We start from the raw sequence: 25,348 nt of genomic DNA, 5'->3' as shown, positions 1-25,348 counted from the left end.
GAAGCTACGGGGCTTTTTCGTTTCTGATCCAACGCAATTCGACACCCCAACTACTTCTGCCCCAAATCCACCACCTCCCAACTATCATCCGGATCAAACCGCTTCATCGCCTTCGCCACTTTCTCCCCATCCGGCCCGAGGTCCTTCTGAAACACTTGGCCCTCATGGCTGATCATGAAACTCATCACCCCGGTGTCGGCATATTTCGCTGGCCACGCGATCAAGGCGAATCCGCGACTCATCTTGTCTCCAATCAGATAGCTATAGGCGCCGCCCGGGGCTGACGGGCCTTGGGCGTCGAGGATGCGGAAGTGGTAGCCGTGCCAGTCTTCGTCGTTGATAGCCTGGCCGAAGGCGGGGCCGAGGGGGCTGATCTGGCCGCTGTCGTCTTCTGGCCAATAGAGGCCGTCGTGTTTGCCGGGGGAGCTGAAGATTTTCTGTGCGTATTCGAGGGCGCCGTCGCCGTCGCGGTCTTCCGAGGCGTAGTCCATTTGCGCGTCGTGGTAGGCCAGCGCCGATTGCACTGCCGCCAGTTCGTTGCGGCCGATGCGACGGGCACGGATTTCGACCTGCGCAGCTTTCATGTCGAAGCGCCAACCGGTTTTGTCTTTGATGAGCGGGATGGGCAGCGTCCAGTGATCGGGCCCGACGGAGAGTACGGCCTTGTTGTCGCCGGTCTTTTCCAGGGTGTGCTGTTCGCGGTATTGCTGGAGGAAGGCATCGACATCGCTGCGCTGCACGCCTTCACGGGGAATGAAGCTGTGCCATTCCTCGCCCAGCAATTCAGTCAGGCGTTTCTGATCGGCGTGTTGCGTACCGAGGGCTTCGACAAAGGCGTCAGCGGCTTTTTCCGGGGTTGGAAACACTTGCTGGGCCGAGGCGATACTCGAAAATGCGAGGCCGGCCGCGAGGGTCAGGCAGTTTTTGACCAGAGAATGGATGTTCATCGACGGCCACCTCCTCTCTGACGCATGCCCCCGCCGGATGGCCGGCTGATCTGATGTCCGGCGGCGCGTGAGGGGTTGGGACGTTGCGCAGAAATCTGGCTGGCCCGGCCGCGATCAGCCTGGACGCGGGTCTGTGACGGGGAGCGCGCGCCTGCGAAGGCGTTGTTCCGCGCACTGCCCGCGGCGGTTCGGGCATGGGACGCACGGTTGTCACGTTGATTAACGCCCGGTTGCCGCGCCTCCCGCGTGTTGCCTTGAGCGCGGTCGGCGGCTCTAGGCCTGTCCGCGCCGCCTTGCATGCGATTGCCAACATTGGCGGATTGCGCTTCGCGGACTTGATTCCGGGCTTCCCGATTGCTGGTGGCGGGACGCTCGATACCGGCTTTGTCCATCGAGTTGCGAGCTCGCTCCCGGGCTTGTGCCCGCTGCGCGTTGTCGCCGCGATAGGCGTCACGCTGAGCCGCGCCGTCCAGCTGCCGGCCATACTGCGCGCGACTGCGGTTGTCACGATAAGGCACGCCATCGCGATGCACGGTGTTGTGCTGCCACTTGTTCTGGTTGTTGGTGATGCGGTTATTGCCGTTGATGTTGTTGTAACGGTTTACATCGATGTCGATATCGTTATTGCCCCAATCGCAGTCGCCCCACAACGACGCGACAACCGCCACGCCCGTACCGAAGGCCAGCCCGGCCACGAGTGCCTGACCCGGGTAGTAAGCGGGCGGCGGCGGGTAATACACCGGCGGCGAGGCCGGATAAGGCCAGGTGCCATAAGTGGTGGTCGGGTTATAGGTCGGAACGTAGACCACCTGCGGATCGGCGGGCTGAATGATGATGGTCGTGTTGTCGGCCGGCTTGGTTGTCCCGGCAGAGATGGGCGGCGTTACGTTCTGCACTGTCACATTCTGATATTGATTGCTCTGCAGATTGCCCGCCGCCTGGGCCTGACGCCGCAAGCGCTGAACGCCGGCCATGAGTTCGTCAGGCTGGGCCAGAAAGGCATCCCCCAGACGTTGTACCCAGACCGGGTCCTGCCCCAGAGTCGCCAAGACTTGCGGGAACGCCACCAAGGCCTGCACGCTCGGATCCCACGTCTGGCTGGCCACTTGCTTGACCGCATCATCGCCCTTGGCGTCTGGATGCGCCTTGGACCAGCCCGCGGCTTCGGCAACTTCTCCCGGATAAGTGGCGGCCATCAGCACTTGAGCGAGCAGTGGGTCGGGATACAGGGCAATCGACGCGAGCATCTGGTCGAGCTGCTCTGTGGTAAACACGGCATCTTTGGCAGAAGCGGTGGCCGCCGCCGGAGCCGCAGGCGCAGGCGCATCGGCGGCCTGCAACAAGAGCGGTGCAGCGCTCAAGGCGAGCAGGAGCGACGCGGCGCGCAAGAGCGAACTGTGCATGACCTCTTCCCCACATCCAGATGGCAGGTTTGCAACACGCCAGGCATCAACGGCCGACATCGGACGTTGCGCCGTGATGGAGAATGGTTGGCGATTGGCATTCCGTCAAAAGTTGTACAGGCTTTTTCGAAATAAGCACGTTGCCTGTGAGTTACCGCACGTTTGCTTGCGTTTTGCGATAAATGACTAAACTTTCCGGTTCCAGGCCATGCAATGCCAACGAGCCTGGCTGTCGCTCCAACCCGAGAGGTCTGGTCATGGCAAAGGGAAAGAAGAAAGACTCGCCCCGAGAAAAACCTGACGAACATACAAAGCTGTCAAACAAGGACTACCTTGCCGAGCTGCGCCGCCTGCATATCGAACTGGTGAAAATGCAGGAATGGGTGAAGGCCGAATGCATCAAGATCTGCATCATCTTCGAAGGCCGTGACGGTGCGGGCAAGGGCGGCACCATCAAGGCGCTGACCGAGCGGGTCAGCCCGCGCGTGTTTCGCGTCATCGCGTTGCCGGCCCCGACTGATCGCGAGAAGAGCCAGATGTACCTGCAGCGCTATCTGCCGCATTTGCCGGCCGCTGGCGAAGTGGTGATCTTCGATCGCAGTTGGTACAACCGCGCCGGTGTCGAGCGGGTAATGGGCTTTTGCACGGACAAACAGGTCGAAAAGTTTCTCAAGACCGTGCCGCTGGTGGAGCGCGCAGTTGTCGGTTCGGGGGTGATCCTGCTCAAGTACTGGCTCAATGTCAGCCAGGAAGAACAGACCCGGCGCCTGGAGGCGCGGATTGTCGACGGGCGCAAGATCTGGAAACTGTCGCCGATGGACCTCAAGTCCTACAGCCGCTGGTATGACTACTCCCGGGCGCGGGACGACATGATCGAAGCGACCGATACCGATTACGCACCATGGCTGGTGGCCAACTCGAACGACAAGCGTCGGGCGCGGCTCAATATCATTTCCGACCTGCTCAGTCGCATCCCCTACAAAGAGGTGCCGCGAGAGAAGGTGAGATTGCCCAAGCGGCAGAAACCGGGGGGATACAAAGAGTCGGATTATCCCTTCAGGCACATTCCCGAAAGGTTCTGAAGCTACTTCAGAAGTCGCCGGAGCTGCCAACTCAGGCAGCCCGGCGTCCTGGACAGTCCTCAGATCTCCTTGACCGGCGTATCCCCCTGCACACCCTTGATCAATTCGATCACGTGCAGACAATCCGCCTTGTTCACATACGATTCGCCACTGGCGACCGTCTCGTGGTTGCCCGCGCGTAGCCTCCAGCGCCATTGGCCTTTGCCGGTGCTCGGGGTGCCTTTGGATTGCCTGTAAATCTCGAAATACATTCAGTTCGCTCCATGCGATTTATGTGCGACAGCCTGTGTGACGCCTCGACGCAAGCCTAGCGGAGCGCGGTTTTTTGGCTATCGGGGATTTGTTTCCAATCGTTCGTGAATGTTTCTGGAAGGCGCGGGCCAGAGCGCAGGGAACGTCCTCCGGATTGGCCGGAACGCCCTCGTTTCACCCTTGCATGACATTCCGGGCTGCTGCTTAATACGGTGCGGCTCATGGCGTCGAACAGCGTTCGGCGACCGACAATCACTATAAGAAAGAGCAGTCCATTGACCCATCCGCACGGAACGCAACACGCGGGCCCGGTGAAGTTGTCGCTGGTGATCCCCGTATTCAATGAAGAGGACAGCCTCGACGGCTTTCTCCTGCGCATTCGTCAGGTGTTCGCGCAAGAGACGCTGGTCGAACTGGAACTGGTGTTCGTCAATGACGGCAGTTCCGATGCAACGCTGGAACGTTTGCTGCATTGCCAGCAGAGCGATTCGCGCATCCGCATCGTCGATCTGAGCCGCAATTTCGGCAAGGAGGCGGCGCTTTCCGCGGGTTTGCAGATGGCCACCGGGCAAATCGTGGTGCCGATCGATGTCGATCTGCAGGATCCGCCCGAGGTCATCCTGCAAATGATCGAGCGCTGGCGCGAAGGTTTTGAAGTGGTGCTTGGCCACCGCATCAGCCGGCGCAACGACTCCTGGGCCAAGCAGACCTCTGCCAGTTGGTTCTATCGCCTGCACAACAAAATTGCCGAACAGTCATTGCCGGAAAACGTCGGTGATTTCCGACTGATGGATCGCTGCGTGGTCGACGCGCTGCTGACATTGCCCGAATCCCGGCGCTTCATGAAAGGCCTGTTCGCCTGGGTCGGATTTCGCACCACCCAGGTCGAGTACGAACGCCCGGAGCGGGCGGCGGGGCAGAGCAAGTTCAATGGCTGGCGACTGTGGAATTTCGCCCTGGAGGGCATCACCAGTTTCAGCACCGAACCGCTGCGGATCTGGACGTATCTGGGGGCGCTGGTCTCTCTGGTGTCGTTCGCCTTTGCGATGTTCATTGTGCTGCGCACGCTCATTCATGGCGTTGACTTGCCCGGTTACGCCTCGCTGATGGTTGCCGTGACGTTTCTCGGCGGCTTGCAATTGATCGGTATCGGCGTGCTCGGCGAGTATCTGGGCCGCACTTATATCGAAGCGAAGCGCCGGCCGGTTTTCCTGGTGCGCCGCATTTACGAATCCAAGGACTGACAGATGGATCTCAAGGAAACCGACATCCTCGGCGACAGCATCGGCGAGCATTGGTATTACTGCTCCAAAGCGGCCGCCACCCACCGCTTGCTGGGTGAAGCGCCGATCAAACGAATTCTCGACGTCGGCGCCGGTTCAGGATTTTTCTCCCATCACTTGTTGACCCACACGGCGGCGCGCGAAGCGTGGTGCGTGGACATCAGCTACCCGGCCGATTCAAGCGCCACCACCGTCGGCAAACCGGTGCATTACCGTCGCTCGATCGACAACGTCGACGCTGATCTGGTGTTGCTGATGGATGTACTGGAACACGTTGATGACGACCTCGGTCTGCTCAAGTCGTACGTCGACAAAGTGCCGTCCGGCAGTCGCTTTCTGATGACCGTGCCGGCGTTCCAATTCATGTGGAGCGGGCACGATGATTTCCTCGAACACAAGCGTCGCTACACCTTGAAGCAATTCGAGGCTCTGGCGGGTAACGCCGGATTGACGGTGGAGCGGGGCGCCTATTACTTCGCAGTGGTATTCCCGCTTGCGCTGGCGTCGCGCCTGTTACCCCGCGGCGCTCGGGGGGCGGCCCCGCGTTCGCAGCTGAAAAAACACCATCCGCTGGTCAATATGCTGCTGAAAACCCTGTGCAGTCTTGAGTTGCCGTTGATGGGCATCAACCGTGTGGGCGGTCTGAGTGTGTTCGTGCTGGCGCGCAAGCCGTGACGATACCCCAGAGATCCGCTTTGATTCAGCGCGGCCTGCGCTTCGCCGTAACCGGTCTGTTCGTTACGGCGCTGCATGCTTTGGTGGCGGTGCTGTTCATCAACTTCGTCAGTCCACAGCCTCCGTTGGCCAACGGCGTGGCTTTTGCCGTGGCAACGGTGGTGTCCTACGTGATCAACACCACCTGGAGTTTTTCCGCCCGGTTGCACGGCAAGACCCTGCTGCGTTTTCTGATGGTTTCGGCGGGCGGCTTTCTGTTGGCGATGTTCGTGGCTTGGGCGGCGCAGATGGCCGGGCTGCATTATCTGGCGGGTATCGGTGCGGTGGCGCTGACGATTCCGGCGTTCACGTTCGTACTGCATAACTTCTGGACGTATCGATGAAGGATTCACGCGAGCAGCCGGCTCTATTTCTATTGCCCTTGTTATTGGGTGTTCTGGTGTTTTTTCTGGTGGTCGGGCCGCAGGCGCTGAACCCCCAGAACATCGCCTGGCTGGAGCAGGGCGATCCGGCGACGCATTATCTGGGCTGGGCTTTTTTCCGGCATTCGCCGTGGACTTTTCCGCTCGGGCTCAATCCTTCTTACGGTTTGGAACTGGGTAGCGCGGTCATTTTTTCCGACTCCATTCCACTGCTGGCGCTGTTGTTCAAACCATTCAATGCCTGGTTGCCGGACACCTTTCAGTATTTCGGTTTGTGGCTGTTGGCGTGTTGCGTGTTGCAAGCCTGGTTTGGCTGGAAACTGATTGGGCTGATGACGGCCAATCCCTTGATTCGACTCCTGGGCGCAGGGCTGCTGGCGTTCTCGCCAGCAATGTTCTTGCGCATGGGCGGGCACCTTTCATTGGCCGGCCATTTCCTGATCCTGGCCGCGCTGTACCTGACGCTGTTGCCAAATCTGCGCCGACGGCGCCTCGCCTGGGGAGCCTTGCTGGCGGTGACGGCATGGGTACACGCCTACCTGCTGGCCATGGTTGCGCTGATCTGGGTGGCGGATCTGCTGGGCAAGACTTTCAATCAGTCTTTGAGTCGGCGTCAGGGGGTGATCGAGGGCGGTACGCTTTTCGCTCTGGTGAGCGTGTGTTGCTGGCAGGCCGGTTATTTCAGCATTGCCGATGGTGCGGCCTCCGGCGGTTTTGGTTTGTACCGGATGAATCTGTTGTCGCCCGTCGACCCGGCTGGCTGGTCATTGATCCTGCCCGATCTGCCGAAGGGAGGCGGGGACTACGAAGGTTTCAACTACCTTGGCCTGGGCGTTCTCTTATTGGTGCCGCTGGCGCTGATGGCCTGGTTTCGAAATCGCCACCCCTTGCGGGATCAGGTGCGCGCACGTCCATGGCTGTTGCTGGCCCTGTTCGGTTTATGGCTGTTCGCGCTGTCGAATCAGATCGGCATCGGGGCGTGGAACCTCGATTATCCGCTGCCGAAAAGTCTTGTCGCGCTGGCCAATATCTTTCGTGCCTCGGGCCGGATGTTCTGGCCGGTTCTGTACGTCTGCATCCTGGCTGCGATTTTTCTGGTGGTGCGCGGTTATCGACCGCGTATCGCCATTGGTCTGCTCGCGGTGGCGCTGTTGATCCAGGTCGCCGACAGCCGCAACGGCTGGATGGGCCTGCGGCAGGGAAAATTGGTGGCGCCTTCGTCGGTCTGGGCCAGCCCGATGACGGATCCTTTCTGGGCAAGTGCCGCTGCGCGTTATGCCAATGTCCGCAGCCTGATGCCACAGAACCAGGGTGAGCGCTGGCAGATGATCGCCGGTTTCGCAGCGACCCACGGGATGAAAACCGATGCGGTCTATCTGGGACGCATGAGCACTTCGGCGCTGGCGCGGGCACAGCAGAAAGCACGCGCGATGCTCGATTCGGGGCAATACGACGCGGACTCTCTGTACCTGCTGGACGACGATGCGCTGGTCGATGCCGCCAGAACCATCAACAGTGAAACCGATCTGCTGACGCGCGTGGATGGGGTCGCGGTGCTGGCGCCGGGCTGGAAACGGTGTGTGCAGTGTCTGCCCGTGCAGGATGAGGGGCGGCGGATGTCACTGATCCCCCTCACTCGCCCGGGACAAACGCTCACCTTCAATTATCGAAACCGACAACTGGTCAGCGGCTGGTCGACGCCGGAAAACTGGGGGACGTGGACGGAAGGGCAGCAGGCGAAGATGGAGTTGCGGGTCTTGCCTCCAGTGAGTTCGATCGTGATCGACGCATTGGCATTCATCCAGCCCCGGCACCCCGGCCAGCGGGTAATCGTCAGTCTGAACGGTCAACAGGTACTGGAGACCCGTTTGACGCAGTTTCAAGGCAATCGCCTGGAAGTTCCGATCAGCGCCGCGCTCAACCAGCGCCTCGGCAATGATGACCGGCTCGATATCGAATTACAGTTGCCGGATGCCGTCAGCCCGCGGCAACTGGGTATCAACGACGATTCGCGGATGATGGGCCTGGGGCTGAAGACGTTGACGGTGCAATGACGCAGCGTTTCGATGGACGCCGCCCCCGCGGCCTTTCTACACTGCGCCCAATCTGGGGATCGGGGGGCAATGGATGAACCGCAATGAACTACGCAAGGCCGACATCAACCTGATGGTGGTGTTCGAGACCTTGATGCTCGAACGCAACGTGACCCGGGCCGCCGAGAAGCTGTTTCTCGGCCAGCCGACCATCAGCTCGGCGCTCAACCGTCTGCGCACCATGCTTAACGATCCTTTGTTCATCCGCGTCGGTCATCGCATGGAGCCGACCGCCCGTGCCGAAGACATCTATCGCCATCTCAAGCCTGCGCTCGACTCGTTGTCGGTGGCCCTTAGCCTGACTCGGGATTTCGATCCCGCCGTCAGCACCATGACCTTTCGCATCGGGCTGTCGGACGACGTTGAATTCGGGCTGCTGCCACCGCTGCTGCGCGCTTTGCGCCAGGAAGCGCCGAGCGTGGTGTTTGTGGTGCAGCACGTCGATTACTGGCGGATTCCCGATCTGCTGGCCGCCGGCGACATCACCGTCGGCATCAGCCAGACCCGTGGTCTGCCGGCCAATGCCAAGCGCAAATTGCTGCGACACATTCAGCCGAGCATCCTGCGCGCCGACAAGTCCGACACGCCGCTGACCCTCGATGAATATTGCGCACGTCCCCACGTGCTGGTTTCCCACACCGCCAATGTCAGCGGCTATGCCGATGAGTGGCTGGCGGACATCGGTCGCACCCGTCAGGTGGTGCTGTCGGTGCCGCAGTACAGTTCGTTGCCGGCGCTGCTGGCCGGCACCGATCTGATCGCCAGCCTGCCGGACTACACCGCCGACGCCATGGCCGCGTCCGGCCTGCTGTTCAAGGAGCCGTTCCCCTTCAAGACTCCGACCCTCGATCTGTCGATGGTCTGGCTCAGCCACGTTGACAGCGACCCGGGCGAGCGCTGGCTGCGTTCGCGGCTGGAGCAATTCATGAGTGAGCGGCCGGTGATGTCGTCGCTGGAGTGAGTCAGGCATTGCTGTGTTATATGTACGACCTTTCCGCCGAACCACTGGAGCACCGAAATGCCGCACCTGCACCTGGAATACACCGCCAACCTGCCGCAACTGAACGCCGATGTTGCGTTGATCCGGCTCAACAACACCCTGGTGGGTTCCGGTCAATTCGGGGCGGAATTCGATATCAAGAGCCGTGCGCTCAAAGTTGAAACCTTCAAGGTCGGCACCGCCATGAACGAGCGCGCCTTTGTCGCGGTCAGGCTGGCGCTGCTCAGCGGTCGATCTTCGGAGATCAAGAAACAACTGTCGCAGAACCTGTTGGCGGTGTTGCAGGACCTGTGCGAATGGCCGGTCGGGGTCGAGGTGCAGTTGAGTGTGGAACTGCTCGATATCGACCGCGAGTCCTACAGCAAAGTCGCCATCGGCGTGTAGGACTCAGGCCGCTTCCAGCTCCGCGCAGGTCTTGATGACCTGCTCGCGCAACCAGAGGTTGGCGCTGTCCTGATCGACGTTGTGGCTCCACTGCATGTCGAGGGTGAAGCCCGGCAGACCATTGGGCGCCTCGCAGTGCTGGAACACCGCGTCGTTGGTCAGCAAACGCTGAATGCGCCGGGGCAGGGTCAGGATGAAGTCGGTGCCGGTGATCATCTTCAGCGCCGCGCTGTAACTGTTGGAACGGGCGACGATCTGGCGTTTCTGCGCCTGCCGCGCCAGCCAGCCATCGACCATGTTGGTGGTCGACGTCCACGGTGTCGGGAACACATGCCGGCGTTCGGTGAAGGCTTGCAGGCTCAGGCGCGGTTCCAGCGGCGTGGCGCGTTTGTCGAAGACGCAGACCAGGTCATCTTCCAGCAGCATGCGTGATTTCAGGTCGGCGTGACTGCGATGGAAGTTCGGACCGAAACAGATCACCAGATCGAGACTGCCGTCGCGCAACTCTTCGACCGGCACGTCGGTCTCGAACTTGTGCATGTTGATCATCACCGGCAAGTCATCGAAGTCGAAGCGTTTCAACATTCGCGGCAGGATCAGTTGTTCGAAGTATTCCGGTGCGCAGATGTTGAAGGTCACCGCTTGTGCCATCGGGTCGAAGGTCGGGGCGCCGGCGTGGCACAGGTTGATGCTTTCGAGGATTTTCTGCACATGGCCGTACATGCTGCTGGCCTTGTAGGTCGGGCGCATGCCCGTGCGGGTGTTGACGAACAACTCGTCCTCAAAACTGGTGCGCAGTTTTTTCAGGCAGTAACTGACGGTGGACTGGCTGACGAACAGCGCCTCCGACACATCGGTGACGCTGCTTTGCTCATACACGGCGACAAACACCATGAGATCCTGCATGTCGAGCTTTCTAAGCAAGTTACTGTTCAGCATCCGTTCCGTCTCGCTGTGCTCCTTGCGCCGAATCCGCGCAAACGTGTGCGCATGATCGTAACGGAACGATGGTGCCAGGAGAAAGCCCTGTAGGACGTTTCACGGTCAGTTGTGGGACAGAAAGTTTTAGTAACACGACGTGCCAACTTAAAGCCGGTGAAGATGGCCAGAAGCCTTTATCCAGACGGGTCGGCCAGATTATTCCATGTGTTGCGCGTAATGCCGTGGGTTGAAGCGCAGCACCATCAGCAGCATAAGCACCATCACTGCCGTCAGTGACCACCAGGCCCACTCGAAGCTGCCCAGTCGATCGCGAACCACCCCGGCCATCAGCGGCGACAGCCCGGCAATCAGGTAACCGATTCCTTGTACGAATGCGGTCAGCCCGCCGGCACGTTGCGGTTCGTCGAGGTGATCGAGGGACACGATCAGGCTCATCGGGAATAGCCCGCCGATGCCGAGTCCGAGCAGGCAGGGCCACAGCAGGCTCAGGTGCTGCGGGCTGAGGATCAGCCCCAGGAATCCGGCGATGATCAGGCCGAGCAGGGTGCCAAGCACCAGGCGTCGGTCACGGCTGCGATTGGCGATGGCGGGCACTACCAGCCCGGAAATCACCTCCATGGCCGTCAGAAAACCCAGCATCAGGCCGGCGTTTTGTTCGCTCCAGCCCTTTTCCACGTAGTACGGCGCCAGCCAGGCCAGCACGCAGGTGTAGGACGCGGTGCCCAGACCGAAGAAGATCGCGAGCAACCAGGCGCGGGAATTCGTGAAGAAAGATTCTTTTCTGACTACGGCCCGGGTGGTGTCCGGTGACGTGGCGCGGGTTGCCCACCACACAGGAATGGCGAGCAGTGCCAAAACCGCCCAGACGGCAAGCCCTGCCCGCCAGTTACCGGTTTGCATCAGCACCCATGGTGCGAACGAAGCGGCCAGCGCCGCGCCGCCCATGATCGAAGTGACGTAAAGCCCCATGCACAGCGCCACGTTGTCAGGAAACCGCGATTTGATCAGCGCGGGCATCAAGGCCTGGATCAGGGCAATGCCGATCCCGGCCAGCACGGCGCTGGCGATCAATCCTCCCGCCGAGTCGAGAAACAACCGTGACAGCGTCGCCAAGCCAATGATCAGCAACGACAGCAGTACCGTGCGGTGTTCACCGAGGCGCCGACTGACCGTCATGCCGAAAAACATCGCCAGCCCCATCGCCATCACCGGCAGCAGGGTCAGCAATGCTGCGAGACTGAAACTCAGCGCCATATCGCCGCGAATGGCCGAGAGCAAGGGCCCGACCGCCGCCATCGACGGGCGCAGGTTGAGGGCGACCAGGATGATGCCGAGCATCAGCCAGACAGCGGGGCGGGCAGTGGCGCGTACGTTTTCCATCGTCAGACCTTTGAACCAGAGGCTGCCGATTAGGCGGGCAGGCGAGCGGGGCGGCAAATCAGAAAGTCGGGAGCGCTATCGAGAAATTCGATACCGCGTTTTCGTTGCCCACGACTGAACCACAGCTGAACCATTCTCAAATACTCCAAAAGTTTCATGGTTATTTCATGGGCCAACTAATCGTTGGCTTCTTTTTCACAAAAAATTGATGGTTGCGTGCTTAAAGTTTGTGTGGTCTGAGTCAATGAAATTTTCACAATTGACGACGGCACTTCTTTCAAGGAAATCGCCCCTCGCCATGCTCAAGTTAAAAGCCGTGCGCCCGGAATGGGTGACGTTGTTTGCCAGCGCCTTTCTTTTGGCCGGATTCAATTTCGTTCTCTGGCAGCACCTGTTCGATATTACCGCTGCGGACGGCAAGGGCATTGCCATGCGCATTGCGTTCGGGGTGATGATCTTCGCGGCGTATAACATCGTGCTGACGTTGCTGGCGTTTCGACCCGTGTTGAAACCGGTGTTGACGTTGTTGTTCATGGTCAGTGCCGGCGTGGCTTATTTCATGAGCCAATACGGGGTCATGATCGATGCCGGCATGTTTCGCAACTTTGCCGAAACCAATGCCACTGAAGTGCGCGACCTGCTGTCTTTGAAGTTGCTGGCTTATATTGTTTTTCTAGGTGTCTTGCCGTCCTGGTTGTTGTGGAAAGTTCCAGTCAACTATCGTCGTTGGCATCGCGAGTTATTAAGTAAAGTTGTGGTGAGTGTGGCGTCGGTTGCAGTCATTGGCGGCGTGGCGCTGGCCAATTATCAAGGGCTGTCGTCGCTGTTTCGCAATCACCACGAAATTCGCTTGATGCTGGTGCCGAGCAACTACATTGGCGCCTCGGCCGGTTATCTGCGTGAGCAGGTGGCCTCGGTGCATCAACCGTTCGTCACAATCGGTGAAGACGCCCAGCGCAACGCCGCCGTGCAGAACCATCCGCGCAAATCCCTGACGGTGCTGGTGGTGGGGGAGAGTGCCCGGGCGGAAAACTTCGGCATCCTCGGTTATGGCCGCGACACCACACCGAAACTGGACAAGGAAGCCGGCCTGATCGCTTTCACCGACGTGCATTCCTGCGGCACGGAAACTGCCGTGTCGGTGCCGTGCATGTTCTCCAACATGGGCCGCAAGAATTACGACGCCAGCAAGGCAAAGAATGAGGAAGGGTTGCTGGACGTGCTTAAACGGGCCGGGATCGACGTGATCTGGCGCGACAACCAGTCGGGCTGCAAAGGCACCTGCGATCGTGTCACCCTGCAGGATGTCAGCAATCTGAAAGATCCGGCGCTGTGCGCCAACAGCGAATGCCGCGACGAAATCCTGTTGCAGGGCCTGCAAAGCTTCATCGATCACCTGGACAAGGACACCGTGCTGGTCCTGCATCAGATGGGCAGCCACGGCCCGGAGTATTTCAAGCGTTATCCAAAGGAATACGAACACTTCACTCCGGTATGTGAGAGCAACGCGCTGAACAATTGCAGCCGCGAGAGCATCGTCAACGGTTACGACAACACGCTGGTGTACACCGACCATGTGCTGTCGAGCCTGATCGATGTGTTGCGCAGCAATCAGGACAAGGTCGATACCGCCATGCTGTACCTGTCCGACCACGGCGAGTCGTTGGGTGAGTACAACCTGTTCCTCCACGGTACGCCGTACATGCTGGCGCCGGAGCAGCAGAAACACGTGGCGATGCTGGCCTGGTTCTCCGACAGCTATCAGAAGTCCTACTCAGTCGACACCCATTGCCTGCAAATGAGCCGCGACAAGCCATTGAGTCAGGACAACCTGTTTCACTCGATGCTCGGTCTGCTGGAAGTCCAGAGCAAGGTCTACCAGCCCGATCTGGACATGTTTGCCGGCTGCCGGGGCGCGGTGATCGACGGGGTGTTGGCCAAGGACTGAGCCGGCAGACTCACTCTGTAAGACTATTCTTTCCCACAGGCAGGAGATTTCATCAAGCTCTTGCCCTGTAGAGGCGCGGAAAGCGCCGGTGGCGATATATACTGCGCGCCATTCTTGAAGGGAGAGCCGTGTGGCCATCGATATTCACTGGATTCGCGACAACGATAGCCTCGCGCAGTTTTGCGCCGAGTGGCAGCAGCTGCCGTTCGTTGCCCTCGACACCGAATTCATGCGGGTCGACACCTTCTATCCGATTGCCGGCCTGTTGCAGGTTGGCGACGGCAAACGCGCCTACCTGATCGACCCGCTGACCATCAACGCCTGGCAACCCTTGGCCGCGCTGCTGGAAAACCCGGCGGTGCTCAAAGTCCTGCACGCTTGCAGCGAAGACCTCGAAGTCCTGCTGCGCCTGACCGGCAGCCTGCCGGCGCCGCTGTTCGACACCCAACTGGCCGCTGCCTACCTGAACCTCGGGTTCTCGATGGGTTATTCGCGTCTGGTGCAGGAAGTGCTGGGCATCGAACTGCCGAAGGGCGAAACCCGTTCCGACTGGTTGCAGCGTCCGTTGTCCGACACGCAAATCAGCTATGCCGCCGAAGACGCCGTGCATCTGGCGGAGGTTTTCGTACAACTGCGCCCGAAATTGTCCGACGACAAATTCGCCTGGGTGCTGGAGGACGGCGCCGAACTGGTCGCCAACCTGCGCCGCGAGACCGATCCGTACGAGGTGTATCGCGAGGCCAAACTGGCGTGGAAGCTGTCTCGCGCCCAACTGGCTGTGCTGCGCGAATTGTGCGCCTGGCGTGAGCGCGAGGCCCGCGCCCGCGACCTGCCGCGCAATCGCATCGTCCGTGAACACTCGCTGTGGCCGCTGGCCCGGACCCAACCGGACAACCTCAGCGCGCTGGGCAAGATCGAAGACATGCACCCGCGTACCGTGCGTCAGGACGGCGAGTTTCTGCTTGATCTGATCAAGCGCTCTGGCAGTGTGGGGCCTGATCAATGGCCGCCAGCCGTGCCGGAGCCGTTGCCGATCGAAGCCGCCGCGCTGATCAAACAGCTGCGGGCGCTCGGTCAGGCCGAAGCTGAACGTCTGGGCATCGCGCCGGAACTGATGCTGCGCAAGAAAACCCTCGAAGCGCTGGTCAAAAGCGGCTTCCCCGAGGGCCCTTACCAATTGCCTGATTCGCTGCGTGGCTGGCGCCGCGAATTGATGGGCCAGAAGCTGCTCGACAGCCTGGCCACCGCCGGAGAACAGCCTTGAAACGTATTTGTTCCATTTATCAAAGTTCGAAGAAAAGCGGCATGTACCTGTACGTGCTCAAGAGCGATGCGCTGGAGCGCGTGCCGGAAGGCCTGATGGCGGCGTTCGGCAAGGCCAGGCATTCCTTCGATCTGGTACTGACCCCCGAGCGCAAGCTGGCCAGCGAAGACATCGCCGTGGTCCTGGAAAACCTCGAAAAGCAGGGCTATCACCTGCAAATGCCACCGGCCGAGGAAGAGTACATCGAGCACTTGCCCGAAGAGTTGCTGCGACGCAACGATCCGGTCTGATCCGCGAGGCCCTGTCCTGGGCCTCTGGTAACCCCTGGAACGGTTTTTACGGCGACGGCTGCCACGAAGTGGACGGCCGCCTGCACGGTTTGCGAAAGGTTTGAAGATGCGCGTTCTGATTGCTGAACACGACCACGCGATATACGCCCGACTGCTGCGTCAGGCGGCCCCGGAGCTTGAAGTACTGACCAGCGGCGACTCCGCCGAACTGGCCCGCCAGGCCGTCGATTGCCCGGTGTGGCTGGGCCAGCCGGATCTGCTGGCGACCCTGCTGCGTCAGGGCCATCAGCCCCAATGGCTGCAATCGACCTGGGCCGGGATCACGCCGCTGCTGGCCGACGGCCTGCGCCGGGATTACCGCCTGACCCGGGCGGTCGGCATTTTCGGCCAGGTGATGGCTGAATACGTGCTGACCTACATGCTCGGCCACGAGCGCGAAGTGCTGGCGCGGCTGGTCAGCCAGGTCGAGCGCAAGTGGGACAACCGCACCGGCCAGAGTCTGGTCGGGCGCAAGGTGCTGATCGTCGGCACCGGTGACATCGGCCAGAGCGTGGCGCAGTTCCTGCTGCCGTTCGGCGTCGAGTTGTACGGCATCGCCAGCAGCGCCCGCGAGCAGGCGCCGTTTGTCGAAGTCGGTTCGATGGCGGACTTGCCGCGGCTGGTCGGCGAGGCGGATTACGTGGTCAACCTGCTGCCCAACACCGAGCACACCCACGACATTTACGATGCGGCGCTGTTCAAGCAATTCAAGCCGACCGGTTTGTTCATCAACGCCGGACGCGGTGTCGCGGTGGTCGATGCGGATCTGGTCGAAGCGTTGAAGGAAGGTCATCTGGCGGGCGCGGTGATCGATGTCTGCCGTCAGGAACCGTTGCCGCAACGGCATCCGTTCTGGACTGCATGGGGCTTGTTGCTGACGGGGCACAGCTCGGCGCCGACCTCGCCGCCGATGATGGTGCAGTTGTTTCTGGATAACGTGCGGGCGTATCAGGCGGGCGAAGCGTTGCGTGGGGAAGTGGATTTCGCACGCGGTTACTGACTAGAGATCGTTCCCACGCTCCGCGTGGGAATGCAGCCCGTGACGCTCCGCGTCACTGGACGCGGAGCGTCCCTTGAGGCATTCCCACGCAGAGCGTGGGAACGATCAAACGGGGCTTAGAGGGTGAAATCGCCTTCAGCCGCCAGTTCGCTCAGCGGACGACGCGGGCTCGGCGTTTCCCGTGCTTGCAGGTAATCCGCCAGGGTTGCCTTGTCACCCAGCTTGCCCACCGCTACGGCGGCATGCAGCGCATAACCTTCTGGAATGTTCAGCTCCTTGCGGGTCAGCTCCTGATCGAAGCCGGCCATGCCGTGGGTGTGCCAGCCGCTCAGGCTCGCTTGCAGCGCCAGATGGCCCCAGGCGGAACCTGTGTCGAAGGTGTGCCACAGCGCCGGTGTTTCCTCGGTCGCGCCCGGTGCGGTGAAGGTGGTTTTCGAAATCACGATCACCAGCGCCGACGCGTGCTGCGCCCAGCTGCGGTTGAATTCATTGAGCAGGCCCAGGTAACGCTCCCAGTTCGGCGTGTCGCGACGGGCGTAGAGAAAACGCCACGGCTGCGAGTTGTACGCCGACGGCGCCCAGCGTGCGGCTTCGAAGAAGCTCAGCAGGGTTTCTTCCGGGATCGCTTCGCCGGTGAAGGCGCGGGGCGACCAGCGATCAGTGAACTGCGGGTGAATGGCGTATTCGGCAACGCGAGGGTTGGCACTCATCGAAAGATTCCTTGCTACGTTTGAGGACAGGTTGGAAGCGAAACCCGGCGGGATCAGTTGGGCTGAACGATGGGGTTGTGGCGCAAGCCTGCAGATCACCGGATGCAACGCGGTCGAGCGTTTATGGCATCCGGCAAAGGCCTGGTGTGACCGGCAAAGCTACTTGGCCGCGCAAAAACTGACAAGCCCCGCACAACCGGCAGTCGCCAGCGCTTGGATCACGGGGCCTTGGGCACTAGACTGGCGGCCTTTTCACCACCTGATGTTGATGCTTGAGCCATGGCCGCCAAAGTCGAACCGTTCTGGATACGCAAAACCCTCGATCAACTCGATCACGAGGAATGGGAATCGCTGTGCGACGGTTGCGGCCTGTGCTGCCTGCAAAAGCTCGAGGATGAGGAAGACAACAGCGTCTATTACACGCGCATCGCCTGCAAACTGCTGGACCTGAAAACCTGCCAGTGCAGCGATTACCCGAACCGCATGAAGTTTGTCCCGGACTGCATCCAGCTCACCCCGGGCCAGGCGGAAGAATTCAAATGGCTGCCGCCGACCTGCGGTTATCGGCTGGTCAGCGAAGGCAAGGATCTGCCGCTGTGGCATCACCTGGTCTGCGGTGATCGCGACGCTGTACACCACGAACGGATTTCCCAGTCCGGGCGCATGCTCGCCGAAGGCAGCGTGCCGGAAGACGACTGGGAAGATCACCTGATTTTTCGCGCAGGCTGACGATTGACCCAGGAGCAGGTATGGCGACGGGATTGCGCCGGGCGCTGATCGTCACGCTGCTGGCGCTGAGTGCGCCGGTGTGGGCGGCGAAGAAAGTCGATCTGGATTATCAGGTACGCCTGCTGCCGCAGAGCGATCAGGCCGAAGTGCGCCTGACCCTGGCCAAGGGCGAAGTCGTGCGCAGCCTGGATTTCGACCTCGGCGACGGCAGCCACTACAGCGACTTCAAGGCCGACGGCCAGTGGCAACTGACGCCGGGCAAAGCGGCGCACGGGGTCTGGCGCCCGACGGCGGACAAGGCCAGCCTGACCTACCGCGTACGCATCAGCCACGGCCGCAAGAACGGCAGCTTCGACACGCGCATGACCCCGACCTGGGCGCTGATGCGCGGCGATGAACTGGTGCCGCCGGCCAGGCTTGATCAGCAGGATGGCATCGAGCTGGTCGCGCGCCTGCACTTCGAATTGCCCGACGGCTGGAAAAGCGTCGAAACCGCCTGGCCGCGCATCGGCAAGAACAAATTCCGTATCGACAATCCGTCACGCCTGTTCGACCGCCCGACCGGCTGGATGCTCGCCGGCCACCTCGGCAGCCGCCGCACGCGGTTGGGGGAAACCGAAGTCACGGTGGCCTCGCCGCAAGGGCAGGGCATGCGCCGGATGGATGTGCTGACGCTGCTGACGTTTGTCTGGCCGCAGGTGCAGGCGGTGTTTCCGCGCCATCCGAGCAAACTGCTGATTGTCGGCGCCAACGACCCGATGTGGCGTGGCAGCCTCGCGGCGCGAGAGTCGATCTACCTCAACACGCGGTTGCCGCTGGTCAGCGAAAACGGCAGCAGCGCCCTGATGCGCGAGCTGGTGCAGGTGTTCGGACGGATCAACGACGAGCAGCGCAGCGACTGGATCAGCGAGGGTTTTGCCGAGTATTACGCCATCGAACTGGTGCGCCGTGCCGGGGGCATGAGCGACGAGCGTTATCAGGCGTTGCAGGCGAAACTGGCCAAGGACAGCCAGAAAGTCACGACCCTGCGCGGCGAGCAGATTAGCCCCGCGCAGCTGTCGAAAGCGGTGCTGTTGTTGCAGGAGCTGGATGGCGAGATTCGCCTGAAGACCCGCAACAAGCGCTCGCTGGATGATGTCCTGCGCGGGGCGATGCACCTGGGGACTGTCGATACAAAAGAATTCGTGCAACTCGCCGAAAGCATTCTCGGCGAGTCGTCCAAAGTCCTTGATACCGGGTTACTGCAGTAAAACCGCCTTCGCGAGCAAGCCCGCTCCCACAGGTTCTAGCGGTGAGCACTGATTTTTTGTCCCGCCCAAATCGGTTTGTGGGTTGGGCACTGATTTGTGCCCAACTCAAAACAGTGTGGGAGCTGGCTTGCCAGCGATGAGGCCATCAGCCTCAAGGCAAATCCAGGATCAAACCCCGGCTTTCGGCGATTTCACCGAGTCATTGCCGGTCACGGTGGCGGTCTTGGTCGCCGCCTCGGCATTGGCCTTGAGCTTGCTCAGTTCTTCACCGGCCCGCTCGATCTTCGCCCGCACGTTGTTCATGTCCTGACGGCTTTTCTCCAGCAGGCTTTTCACCGAACTGTGACCGGTAATGCCGCGGGCCATGGCCACGCCGCCAATCGCCACCTGAATCAGCCCGAATACCCCGCCACGGCGCAGGCCCTTACCGACCATGATCACGCCGCCGGCCAGCGAGCCGATGCGCTCCCAGCCTTCGACGTTCTGCTCAGGACGGCTCTGAAACGGGGTGGATTCGATACGTTCGACGCGTTTGAGCTCGGTCATGATCTTTCTCCAGGCAATGAGTAATGGATAAACAAGCTGACTGCGCAGGCGGTCAGCTCGTTCCATCGGATGTGCGGCGTTTCAGCGGAATTTCGGCCCGGAGCGGGTATTCAGGCCTTTGGCCATGCGGTCGTAGAGCACAACGTTGACCGTGGCGGCGAGGTTCATGCAGCCGGTGGTCGGGATGTACACGACATCTTCGCACCAGTCGCGGATCTCCTGATCCAGCGAGCCGTCTTCGGGGCCGAAGATGTACAGGGCGCGATCCGGGTGGGTGTATTCCGGCAGCGGGCGGGCGCCATCGACCAGTTCCACGGCGACCGGGACGCAATTGAGCGGCAGGATCTTTTTCAGGTCGTCGATGCCGATCAGCGGGATGTCGTAGTGCACGCGCTTGGTGTCGGTGACGAAGTCGGCGGCGCGTTCATAGCGCTTGCCGGTATAGAACACGGTCGACACGCCGTAGCAGCCTGCGGCGCGCATCACCGAACCGACGTTTTCCGGTGATTTGGGGTTATACAAACCAATGCAGCTGTACCGTTTGTCTGCCACGAGCGGGGTGCCTTCGGGAAAAAGAGGGCGATTATACGGGGATTGGGGGAGGGCGGGCAGATTCAGGATCTGCGGTGCTGATCGTTCCCACGCTCTGCGTGGGAATGCCTCAATGGACGCTCTGCGTCCGCTTTGGGACGCGGAGCGTCCCGGACTGCATTCCCACGCGGAGCGTGGGAACGATCGGAGTGGTGGCTCAGTCTTCTTTCTTCATCAACCCGGCCAAGGCAGCAAAAGGGTTATGCGTAGCCTTGGCGATTTTCGGCGTGCTCAGCGAGCCTTCGCCGAAGTACTGCTGGTCGGTGTAGCGCGAGTGTTCGTTGTCGTGGCAGTACAGGCACAGCAGTTCCCAGTTGGAACCGTCCTGCGGGTTGTTGTCATGGTTGTGGTCACGGTGGTGCACAGTCAGCTCGCTCAGGCGCTTGCCGGAAAACTCACGGGCGCAGCGGCCGCACACGTGCGGGTACATCTTCAGGGCCTTGTCGCGGTAGCCCATTTCCTTGTCGCGCTGGTTGTCGGCGAGGATGCGATCCAGCTTCGAAGTGTTGGTCGGGGTGGACGAACTCATGGGTTCACCTTTGCAGAAGACTAATGACGGTTAGGGGGCAAGTTTAGCTCAGCCCTTGAGCTTCTCGGCAATCCAGATCGTGTGGCGCGTGCCCTTGTTGCCGTGGGCGAAGACCTGCACTTCCTCGGCCTTGAAACCGGCTTTCTTCAATTTGTCGGAAAACTGCCGGTCGGCGCTGGCCGACCACACCGCGAGCACGCCTTTGGGCCGCATCGCTTTGGCGCACGCGGCCAGGCCTGCGGCGGAATACAGCCAGCTGTTGGCCTTCTGGGTCAGGCCTTCGGGGCCGTTGTCGACGTCGAGCATGATCGCGTCGAAGCCGTTCGGCTCGCTTTGCAGCACCTTGGCCACGTCTTCCTGACGGATCACCGTGCGCGGATCGAGCAACGGACGTCCGGACTTTTCACCGAGCGGACCACGGTTCCACTCGACCACGCCGGGCACCAGTTCGGCGACCACCACTTCGGCGCTCTTGCCCAGATGCTTGAGCGCGGAGGCGAGGGTGAAGCCCATGCCCAGCCCGCCGATCAGCACCCGCGAGTCCGGCCGACCGGCGACCTTGCGGCACGGGATCTCGGCTAGCGCATCTTCGGAACCGTGCATGCGGGTGTTCATCAATTGGCCGCCGTCGCCGCCCTGAATCTTGATGACGAAGTCCTCGCCATACTCGAACAGGCACAGGGCGCCGCCGTTGTCAGGGATCGGCGTGGTGTCGAGCAGAACGAAACGTTTCATGGAAATCTCTACAGGGGGGAAGGCAAGCCGGCGCGTTGGGAGTAGCCTGAAGGCAGACTTCAGGCCAACGGAGCCCTTGATGAAGCGCACCATTCTAACGGTCATTACCCTGGCCGCGCTCTCGATAACTGCCGTACAGGCGCAACAGACGATTCCCGTCAGCCCGACACCGCAACCGGGCTCGCCCGGCACGGCGACGCCAACCCCGTATCCGCAGATCAGTCCTGTGCCGATTCCCAAGGCCGGCCCCGGCAGTGGCGGCCCGCCGCTGGTGCCGATCGAAATGCCCAGCCCGCCGACCAAGGATCAGCCCTTGCCGGGCCTGGAACAGAACGACAGCAAACCGAAATCCCCGGGAGGCTAGATCTGCTGGGCGGCGAGCTGGCCGTCGGCCATGCGCAGGCGTTTGGACAGGGAGACGGCGAGGGCGCGGATTATCTTGGCGGCGATCTTCGGCGCGTCATTGAGCATTTTTTCCAGTGAATCCTTGCCGAGGTTGAGCAACTGACAGTTGCTCGCCGCCACGCAGGTCGCCGAGCGGCGTTCGCCGTCGAGTACGGCCATTTCGCCGAACGCCCAGCCGCTGCGCAGGGTGGCCATGGTCACGACCTGACCGTCGCCACCGGTTTTCTGCACGGCCACCTGGCCGGTGTGGATGATGCACATGAAACTGCCGGCATCGCCTTCGCGAAAGATCGCTTCGCCTTCAGCCACGGTGCTGATGCTGAAGTAGCCCGAGGCAGCGGCAAAATCCGCCAGTTGCAATTGATCGAACAGGCCGCAGTCCATCAGCCAGTCGCGGATTTCGTTGTTCAGTAGGGTTGGTTCTGACATGTCGTCACAGTCTTTTTGTTTTCACGGTTTCCGCGCGTTACACATTCCTTGTGGGAGCGGGCTTGTCCGCTCCCACAGGGTTCTATGTGTATCGGCTCTTAATGTCTGGAATTAAGACCCAAGTGACCGGCGGAGTTCCTCAGGCGATGCCCAGAACCTTGAAAACAAATGCATATTCGAGCGCTACGTCACGTAATCCCTGATAACGACCACTCATGCCGCCGTGGCCGGCGCCCAGTTCGGTCTTGAGCAGCAATGGATTGTCATCGGTCTTGGTCGCGCGCAATTTCGCCACCCACTTGGCCGCTTCCCAATACTGCACGCGGCTGTCGTTGTAGCCGGCGATCACCAGTGTTGCGGGATACGCCTGCGCGGTGACGTTTTCGTACGGCGCATAGGCCTTGATCCGCTCGTAGACCTCCGGTTCTTCCGGGTTGCCCCACTCGTCGTATTCGGTGACGGTCAGCGGCAGATCCGGGTCGAGCATGGTGTTGAGCACGTCGACGAACGGCACTTCGGCAATCGCCACGCCGAACAGATCCGGACGCTGGTTGAGCACCGCGCCGATCAACAAACCACCGGCGCTGCCACCGCTGATCGCCAGTTGTGGCGCGGTGGTGATGCCGTTGAGGATCAGGAATTCGGCACAGGCAATGAAGTCGCTGAAGGTGTTGTGCTTGTGCTCCTGCTTGCCGGCGCGGTACCAGGCTTCGCCCAGTTCACCACCGCCGCGAACGTGGGCGATGGCGAACGCCATGCCGCGATCCAGCAGGCTCAGCCGCGCGTGGGAGAACCACGGGTCGAGGCTTGAGCCGTAGGCGCCGTAACCGTACAGGTACAGCGGCACCGCTTTGCCGACCATTTCCCGTTTCATCACCAGACTGATCGGCACCTGGGTGCCATCCGGCGCAGTCGCCCACAGGCGCTGGCTGACGTAGGCGTCGGCGTCGAACGGGCCGAGCACCGGGGTTTCCTTGAGGACGGTCTGTTCACCGGTGGCGAGGATCAGTTGCCGAACCTGAGCCGGACGATTCAGCGCTTCATAGCGCAGGCGAATGCGGTCGCTTTCGAATTCAAGGCTGTTTTGCACGTAGAGGCTGTAGGCCGCGTCCGGCAATTGCACGCGATAAGGCGCCAGACCGTGTGGGCGAACTTCGATGATCGGCAGACCACCTTCACGCAGGCTCAGGGTCAGGGCTTCGGCGTTGAGGGTCACGCCATCGAGCATCACCGAATCACTGTGCGGAATCAGGTTCTGCCAGTCGGCTTCGCTCGGTGCAATACCGGTGTCCGGCGCTTGATACAGGGCGAAGTTGATGCCGTCGCGGTTGGTGCGGATGAACCAGGTCCACTCGCCATCGAGCTTGCCGTGATCGACGTCGTATTCGTGATCCTCGACCCGTGGCGCCAGGCAAGTGAACGGCTGCTGCGGCTGATTGGCGTCCAGTGCCCAGACTTCGCTGGTGGTCTTGCTGCCCAGCGACAACAGCAATTGCTGCTCGGAGCTGGCGCGGTAGCAATGCAGGAAGAAACGCCCGTCCGGTTCGTGGAATACCTCTTCGGCGGCGGTGCCGTCCAGGCGGTAGCGGAACAGTTTGTGCGGGCGATGGGTGTCGTCGAGCACGCCGAAGAACAGGGTCAGGCTGTCATTGGCCCAGGTCATGCTGCCGTCGCAGTCCTGGAATTCCAGTTCGCTCACACGCTCGCTGGATAATTCCTTCACGAACAGCGTGTAAATCTCGTCGCCCGAGGCATCAACGCTGTAGGCCAGGCGCTGGTGATCCGGGCTGATGCTGAACGCGCCGAGGGAGAAAAAGCCGCCATTGGCCAGAGCATTCGGGTCGAGCAGCAGCTGTTCGCGGCTTTCGTCGAGGGTCAGACTGTCGTCGGCCGGACGCGGGCAGCGGTAGTGGCGGGCGTATTCGTCGCCTGCGGTGGTGCGGGTGTAATACAGGTACGGGCCCCATGGCGAGGGCAGGGACAGATCGGTTTCGAGGATCCGGCCCTTGATCTCTTCGAACAGGGTTTCGCGCAGTTCGGCCTGATCGGCGGTCTGCGCCTGCTGGTAGTCGTTTTCAGCCTTGAGGTAGTCGAGCACCGCGTCGGTGTCGCGTTCCTGCAGCCAGGCGTACGGGTCGTGACCGGCGGCCTTGTGGGCAATCGGGGCGCTGATGACGTTGGCGGATACGGGCATGGAAAGCTCTCGGACATGACAAATAAGGGCCGCACGGACGGCGGGGAAGCCTGACGTGCGAAAAGTCGTTACTATAAGCGTCTCTGTGCGACACGCGTAGCGTGTCTTCAAGACTTCGAGGTGGATGGTCATCTTGAAGGGCTGTTTGATTACAGCCAAGGCTGGAGTACCCAATCTCCGGAATAAAAATCCATCAAAGAAGTCCATTGCCGTCAAGGACTTACCGTTGCGGCGGGGCATCCCCACAGTCGATCAGCATTCGACACAATCGACTGGGAAAGGATCTTTTTCTTTCTAGAATGCATCCTCATCTTCGGTTCTCACAGAACCTCACCCCAGCGGGAAAGAATCCCCGCAAGGGTTTTCTCCTGCTTCCGAAACAGGAGGAAGCACTTTTCTAAGCATGCTGACTCTGTCAGTTCCTGCTTATCCCTTTGAAGACTCGAGCGAAAGCTTTGTCTGTCATTGTCCATCCAGCTTGCTTGCAAGTTGGCAGCGGACTCGTTGTACGACCAACGATAGCCTAGGAAGACATGCGTCATTGGCAACGATGAGGTGTGAAGCTTTTCTAACAACGTAGCCCCTGAAAAGGTCTGCAGCCGCCGTGAGGGGATGTAGAGATGCTCGGAGCTGAACCGGGTTGAGGCGCCAGGCTGGTTGGCATGGGCAACATATGTGAACTGCTGATAAACGTCGTAATTATAAACAAGCCAAAACAGCTGTCAGGCTTGAGCCAAAAGGTAAAGTGATCGGATATCTCTGTAGAGGCTGGAGATACGTCGTCATCAGGATCACCGGCGAAAAGGCAGGCCCTAAACCAATCGTG

26 protein-coding genes are annotated in these 25,348 nt (G+C 60.8%); 14 read left to right on the top strand and 12 right to left on the bottom strand.

The window, feature by feature from the left end; genetic code table 11:
- Positions 1-50: 50 nt before the first annotated feature.
- Together ACTJK7_RS08800 and ACTJK7_RS08795 are read right to left on the bottom strand one after the other, a co-directional pair.
- Entirely contained in the window at positions 51-947 is an 897-nt protein-coding gene (locus tag ACTJK7_RS08800; RefSeq protein WP_440780626.1) for a DUF2950 domain-containing protein, read from the bottom strand.
- Positions 944-2,350: a DUF3300 domain-containing protein gene (locus ACTJK7_RS08795; protein ID WP_440780624.1), complete on the bottom strand. Its 1,407-nt coding sequence runs from the start codon at positions 2,348-2,350 to the stop codon at positions 944-946. Before ACTJK7_RS08795 ends, ACTJK7_RS08800 begins: the two co-directional genes overlap by 4 nt.
- Before the next feature lie 257 nt (positions 2,351-2,607).
- Between ACTJK7_RS08795 and ppk2 the strand changes: the two genes are divergently transcribed.
- A complete protein-coding gene (ppk2, locus tag ACTJK7_RS08790) occupies positions 2,608-3,432 on the top strand; it encodes a polyphosphate kinase 2 (protein WP_440780622.1) in 825 nt (274 codons plus the stop codon).
- A gap of 59 nt (positions 3,433-3,491) precedes the next feature.
- On the opposite strand, the gene ACTJK7_RS08785 is transcribed toward ppk2, so the two are convergent.
- On the bottom strand, positions 3,492-3,683 hold the full coding sequence (locus ACTJK7_RS08785) for a YegP family protein (protein WP_064383113.1): 192 nt from the start codon (positions 3,681-3,683) through the stop codon (positions 3,492-3,494).
- 276 nt (positions 3,684-3,959) lie between these two features.
- On the opposite strand from ACTJK7_RS08785, the gene ACTJK7_RS08780 reads away from it, so the two are divergent.
- The 6 genes from ACTJK7_RS08780 (at position 3,960) to ACTJK7_RS08755 (ending at position 9,541) form a co-directional block, all read left to right on the top strand.
- Positions 3,960-4,928, top strand: coding sequence for a glycosyltransferase family 2 protein (locus ACTJK7_RS08780; RefSeq protein ID WP_064383115.1), 969 nt, complete (start codon positions 3,960-3,962; stop codon positions 4,926-4,928).
- Positions 4,929-4,931: 3 nt separating this feature from the next.
- Entirely contained in the window at positions 4,932-5,642 is a 711-nt protein-coding gene (locus ACTJK7_RS08775; RefSeq protein ID WP_440780620.1) for a class I SAM-dependent methyltransferase, read from the top strand.
- Positions 5,643-5,662: 20 nt separating this feature from the next.
- Positions 5,663-6,025 (top strand): GtrA family protein, encoded by a 363-nt coding sequence (locus ACTJK7_RS08770; protein WP_011332918.1) that lies wholly within the window; start codon positions 5,663-5,665, stop codon positions 6,023-6,025.
- Complete coding sequence (locus ACTJK7_RS08765; protein WP_440780619.1) at positions 6,022-8,118, top strand: DUF6311 domain-containing protein; 2,097 nt, start codon at positions 6,022-6,024, stop codon at positions 8,116-8,118. The genes ACTJK7_RS08770 and ACTJK7_RS08765 overlap by 4 nt, the downstream gene beginning before the upstream one ends.
- 73 nt (positions 8,119-8,191) lie before the next feature.
- Positions 8,192-9,118: a LysR family transcriptional regulator gene (locus ACTJK7_RS08760; protein WP_011332920.1), complete on the top strand. Its 927-nt coding sequence runs from the start codon at positions 8,192-8,194 to the stop codon at positions 9,116-9,118.
- A 57-nt stretch (positions 9,119-9,175) separates the two neighbouring features.
- The gene (locus ACTJK7_RS08755; protein ID WP_064383123.1) at positions 9,176-9,541 is read left to right on the top strand and encodes a 5-carboxymethyl-2-hydroxymuconate Delta-isomerase; all 366 of its coding nucleotides are present in this window, start codon (positions 9,176-9,178) and stop codon (positions 9,539-9,541) included.
- A 3-nt stretch (positions 9,542-9,544) separates the two neighbouring features.
- Here the strand turns inward: ACTJK7_RS08755 and ACTJK7_RS08750 are convergent, their stop codons facing one another.
- Complete coding sequence (locus ACTJK7_RS08750; RefSeq protein WP_108560059.1) at positions 9,545-10,480, bottom strand: LysR family transcriptional regulator; 936 nt, start codon at positions 10,478-10,480, stop codon at positions 9,545-9,547.
- 198 nt (positions 10,481-10,678) lie between these two features.
- Positions 10,679-11,863 carry a cyanate transporter gene (locus tag ACTJK7_RS08745; protein ID WP_440780618.1) on the bottom strand — a complete coding sequence of 395 codons (1,185 nt, stop codon included), beginning with the start codon at positions 11,861-11,863 and terminating at the stop codon, positions 10,679-10,681.
- A gap of 298 nt (positions 11,864-12,161) precedes the next feature.
- On the opposite strand from ACTJK7_RS08745, the gene ACTJK7_RS08740 reads away from it, so the two are divergent.
- The 4 genes from ACTJK7_RS08740 to ACTJK7_RS08725 all read left to right on the top strand — a co-directional run bounded on the left by ACTJK7_RS08740 (position 12,162) and on the right by ACTJK7_RS08725 (position 16,404).
- Positions 12,162-13,811 carry a phosphoethanolamine transferase gene (locus ACTJK7_RS08740; protein WP_085655506.1) on the top strand — a complete coding sequence of 550 codons (1,650 nt, stop codon included), beginning with the start codon at positions 12,162-12,164 and terminating at the stop codon, positions 13,809-13,811.
- 130 nt (positions 13,812-13,941) lie between these two features.
- Positions 13,942-15,075 (top strand): ribonuclease D, encoded by a 1,134-nt coding sequence (gene rnd / locus ACTJK7_RS08735; RefSeq protein ID WP_007958043.1) that lies wholly within the window; start codon positions 13,942-13,944, stop codon positions 15,073-15,075.
- Complete coding sequence (locus ACTJK7_RS08730) at positions 15,072-15,365, top strand: YcgL domain-containing protein (RefSeq protein WP_039772642.1); 294 nt, start codon at positions 15,072-15,074, stop codon at positions 15,363-15,365. The genes rnd and ACTJK7_RS08730 overlap by 4 nt, the downstream gene beginning before the upstream one ends.
- Positions 15,366-15,471: 106 nt before the next feature.
- Positions 15,472-16,404, top strand: a complete 933-nt coding sequence (locus tag ACTJK7_RS08725) for a D-2-hydroxyacid dehydrogenase (RefSeq protein ID WP_011332925.1) — start codon at positions 15,472-15,474, stop codon at positions 16,402-16,404.
- A gap of 116 nt (positions 16,405-16,520) precedes the next feature.
- Here the strand turns inward: ACTJK7_RS08725 and ACTJK7_RS08720 are convergent, their stop codons facing one another.
- Entirely contained in the window at positions 16,521-17,114 is a 594-nt protein-coding gene (locus ACTJK7_RS08720; protein ID WP_011332926.1) for a nitroreductase family protein, read from the bottom strand.
- 279 nt (positions 17,115-17,393) lie between these two features.
- Here ACTJK7_RS08720 and ACTJK7_RS08715 point away from each other — a divergent pair, with 279 nt between their 5' ends.
- Both ACTJK7_RS08715 and ACTJK7_RS08710 read left to right on the top strand, forming a co-directional pair.
- Positions 17,394-17,843, top strand: coding sequence for a YcgN family cysteine cluster protein (locus tag ACTJK7_RS08715; RefSeq protein ID WP_007958058.1), 450 nt, complete (start codon positions 17,394-17,396; stop codon positions 17,841-17,843).
- Between the two features lie 20 nt (positions 17,844-17,863).
- Entirely contained in the window at positions 17,864-19,093 is a 1,230-nt protein-coding gene (locus tag ACTJK7_RS08710; RefSeq protein ID WP_323151558.1) for a hypothetical protein, read from the top strand.
- Between the two features lie 168 nt (positions 19,094-19,261).
- Here ACTJK7_RS08710 and ACTJK7_RS08705 read toward each other — a convergent pair whose 3' ends face one another.
- The 4 genes from ACTJK7_RS08705 to ACTJK7_RS08690 all read right to left on the bottom strand — a co-directional run bounded on the left by ACTJK7_RS08705 (position 19,262) and on the right by ACTJK7_RS08690 (position 21,494).
- On the bottom strand, positions 19,262-19,639 hold the full coding sequence (locus tag ACTJK7_RS08705) for a YgaP family membrane protein (RefSeq protein WP_064383132.1): 378 nt from the start codon (positions 19,637-19,639) through the stop codon (positions 19,262-19,264).
- Between the two features lie 81 nt (positions 19,640-19,720).
- The gene (locus ACTJK7_RS08700) at positions 19,721-20,191 is read right to left on the bottom strand and encodes an RNA methyltransferase (protein WP_007958066.1); all 471 of its coding nucleotides are present in this window, start codon (positions 20,189-20,191) and stop codon (positions 19,721-19,723) included.
- Between the two features lie 196 nt (positions 20,192-20,387).
- Positions 20,388-20,759: a YajD family HNH nuclease gene (locus ACTJK7_RS08695; RefSeq protein ID WP_007944009.1), complete on the bottom strand. Its 372-nt coding sequence runs from the start codon at positions 20,757-20,759 to the stop codon at positions 20,388-20,390.
- Positions 20,760-20,807: 48 nt separating this feature from the next.
- A complete protein-coding gene (locus ACTJK7_RS08690) occupies positions 20,808-21,494 on the bottom strand; it encodes a hypothetical protein (protein ID WP_085605596.1) in 687 nt (228 codons plus the stop codon).
- 79 nt (positions 21,495-21,573) lie between these two features.
- On the opposite strand from ACTJK7_RS08690, the gene ACTJK7_RS08685 reads away from it, so the two are divergent.
- The gene (locus ACTJK7_RS08685) at positions 21,574-21,858 is read left to right on the top strand and encodes a hypothetical protein (RefSeq protein ID WP_039772629.1); all 285 of its coding nucleotides are present in this window, start codon (positions 21,574-21,576) and stop codon (positions 21,856-21,858) included.
- Here ACTJK7_RS08685 and ACTJK7_RS08680 read toward each other — a convergent pair.
- Together ACTJK7_RS08680 and ACTJK7_RS08675 are read right to left on the bottom strand one after the other, a co-directional pair.
- Entirely contained in the window at positions 21,855-22,328 is a 474-nt protein-coding gene (locus tag ACTJK7_RS08680; protein ID WP_440780616.1) for a Crp/Fnr family transcriptional regulator, read from the bottom strand. The two genes, ACTJK7_RS08685 and ACTJK7_RS08680, sit on opposite strands and share 4 nt — an antisense overlap.
- A 139-nt stretch (positions 22,329-22,467) precedes the next feature.
- The gene (locus ACTJK7_RS08675) at positions 22,468-24,522 is read right to left on the bottom strand and encodes a S9 family peptidase (RefSeq protein ID WP_085605598.1); all 2,055 of its coding nucleotides are present in this window, start codon (positions 24,520-24,522) and stop codon (positions 22,468-22,470) included.
- Positions 24,523-25,348 lie beyond the last annotated feature (826 nt).

The sequence above is a fragment of the Pseudomonas sp. 22085 genome, from assembly GCF_052045815.1.
Taxonomy (GTDB): domain Bacteria; phylum Pseudomonadota; class Gammaproteobacteria; order Pseudomonadales; family Pseudomonadaceae; genus Aquipseudomonas; species Aquipseudomonas glycinae.
This window is presented reverse-complemented; position numbering and strand designations above follow the sequence as displayed.

Coding starts and splice junctions, on each gene's coding strand:
- ppk2 (WP_440780622.1), top strand. CDS start 2,608: ATGGCAAAGGGAAAGAAGAAAGACTCGCCCCGAGAAAAACCTGACGAA.
- ACTJK7_RS08775 (WP_440780620.1), top strand. CDS start 4,932: ATGGATCTCAAGGAAACCGACATCCTCGGCGACAGCATCGGCGAGCAT.
- ACTJK7_RS08710 (WP_323151558.1), top strand. CDS start 17,864: ATGGCGACGGGATTGCGCCGGGCGCTGATCGTCACGCTGCTGGCGCTG.
- ACTJK7_RS08745 (WP_440780618.1), bottom strand. CDS start 11,863: ATGGAAAACGTACGCGCCACTGCCCGCCCCGCTGTCTGGCTGATGCTC.
- ACTJK7_RS08725 (WP_011332925.1), top strand. CDS start 15,472: ATGCGCGTTCTGATTGCTGAACACGACCACGCGATATACGCCCGACTG.
- ACTJK7_RS08705 (WP_064383132.1), bottom strand. CDS start 19,639: ATGACCGAGCTCAAACGCGTCGAACGTATCGAATCCACCCCGTTTCAG.
- ACTJK7_RS08795 (WP_440780624.1), bottom strand. CDS start 2,350: ATGCACAGTTCGCTCTTGCGCGCCGCGTCGCTCCTGCTCGCCTTGAGC.
- ACTJK7_RS08740 (WP_085655506.1), top strand. CDS start 12,162: ATGCTCAAGTTAAAAGCCGTGCGCCCGGAATGGGTGACGTTGTTTGCC.
- ACTJK7_RS08720 (WP_011332926.1), bottom strand. CDS start 17,114: ATGAGTGCCAACCCTCGCGTTGCCGAATACGCCATTCACCCGCAGTTC.
- ACTJK7_RS08690 (WP_085605596.1), bottom strand. CDS start 21,494: ATGAAACGTTTCGTTCTGCTCGACACCACGCCGATCCCTGACAACGGC.
- ACTJK7_RS08755 (WP_064383123.1), top strand. CDS start 9,176: ATGCCGCACCTGCACCTGGAATACACCGCCAACCTGCCGCAACTGAAC.
- ACTJK7_RS08680 (WP_440780616.1), bottom strand. CDS start 22,328: ATGTCAGAACCAACCCTACTGAACAACGAAATCCGCGACTGGCTGATG.
- ACTJK7_RS08675 (WP_085605598.1), bottom strand. CDS start 24,522: ATGCCCGTATCCGCCAACGTCATCAGCGCCCCGATTGCCCACAAGGCC.
- ACTJK7_RS08760 (WP_011332920.1), top strand. CDS start 8,192: ATGAACCGCAATGAACTACGCAAGGCCGACATCAACCTGATGGTGGTG.
- ACTJK7_RS08715 (WP_007958058.1), top strand. CDS start 17,394: ATGGCCGCCAAAGTCGAACCGTTCTGGATACGCAAAACCCTCGATCAA.
- ACTJK7_RS08765 (WP_440780619.1), top strand. CDS start 6,022: ATGAAGGATTCACGCGAGCAGCCGGCTCTATTTCTATTGCCCTTGTTA.
- ACTJK7_RS08785 (WP_064383113.1), bottom strand. CDS start 3,683: ATGTATTTCGAGATTTACAGGCAATCCAAAGGCACCCCGAGCACCGGC.
- ACTJK7_RS08800 (WP_440780626.1), bottom strand. CDS start 947: ATGAACATCCATTCTCTGGTCAAAAACTGCCTGACCCTCGCGGCCGGC.
- ACTJK7_RS08750 (WP_108560059.1), bottom strand. CDS start 10,480: ATGCTGAACAGTAACTTGCTTAGAAAGCTCGACATGCAGGATCTCATG.
- ACTJK7_RS08695 (WP_007944009.1), bottom strand. CDS start 20,759: ATGAGTTCGTCCACCCCGACCAACACTTCGAAGCTGGATCGCATCCTC.
- ACTJK7_RS08685 (WP_039772629.1), top strand. CDS start 21,574: ATGAAGCGCACCATTCTAACGGTCATTACCCTGGCCGCGCTCTCGATA.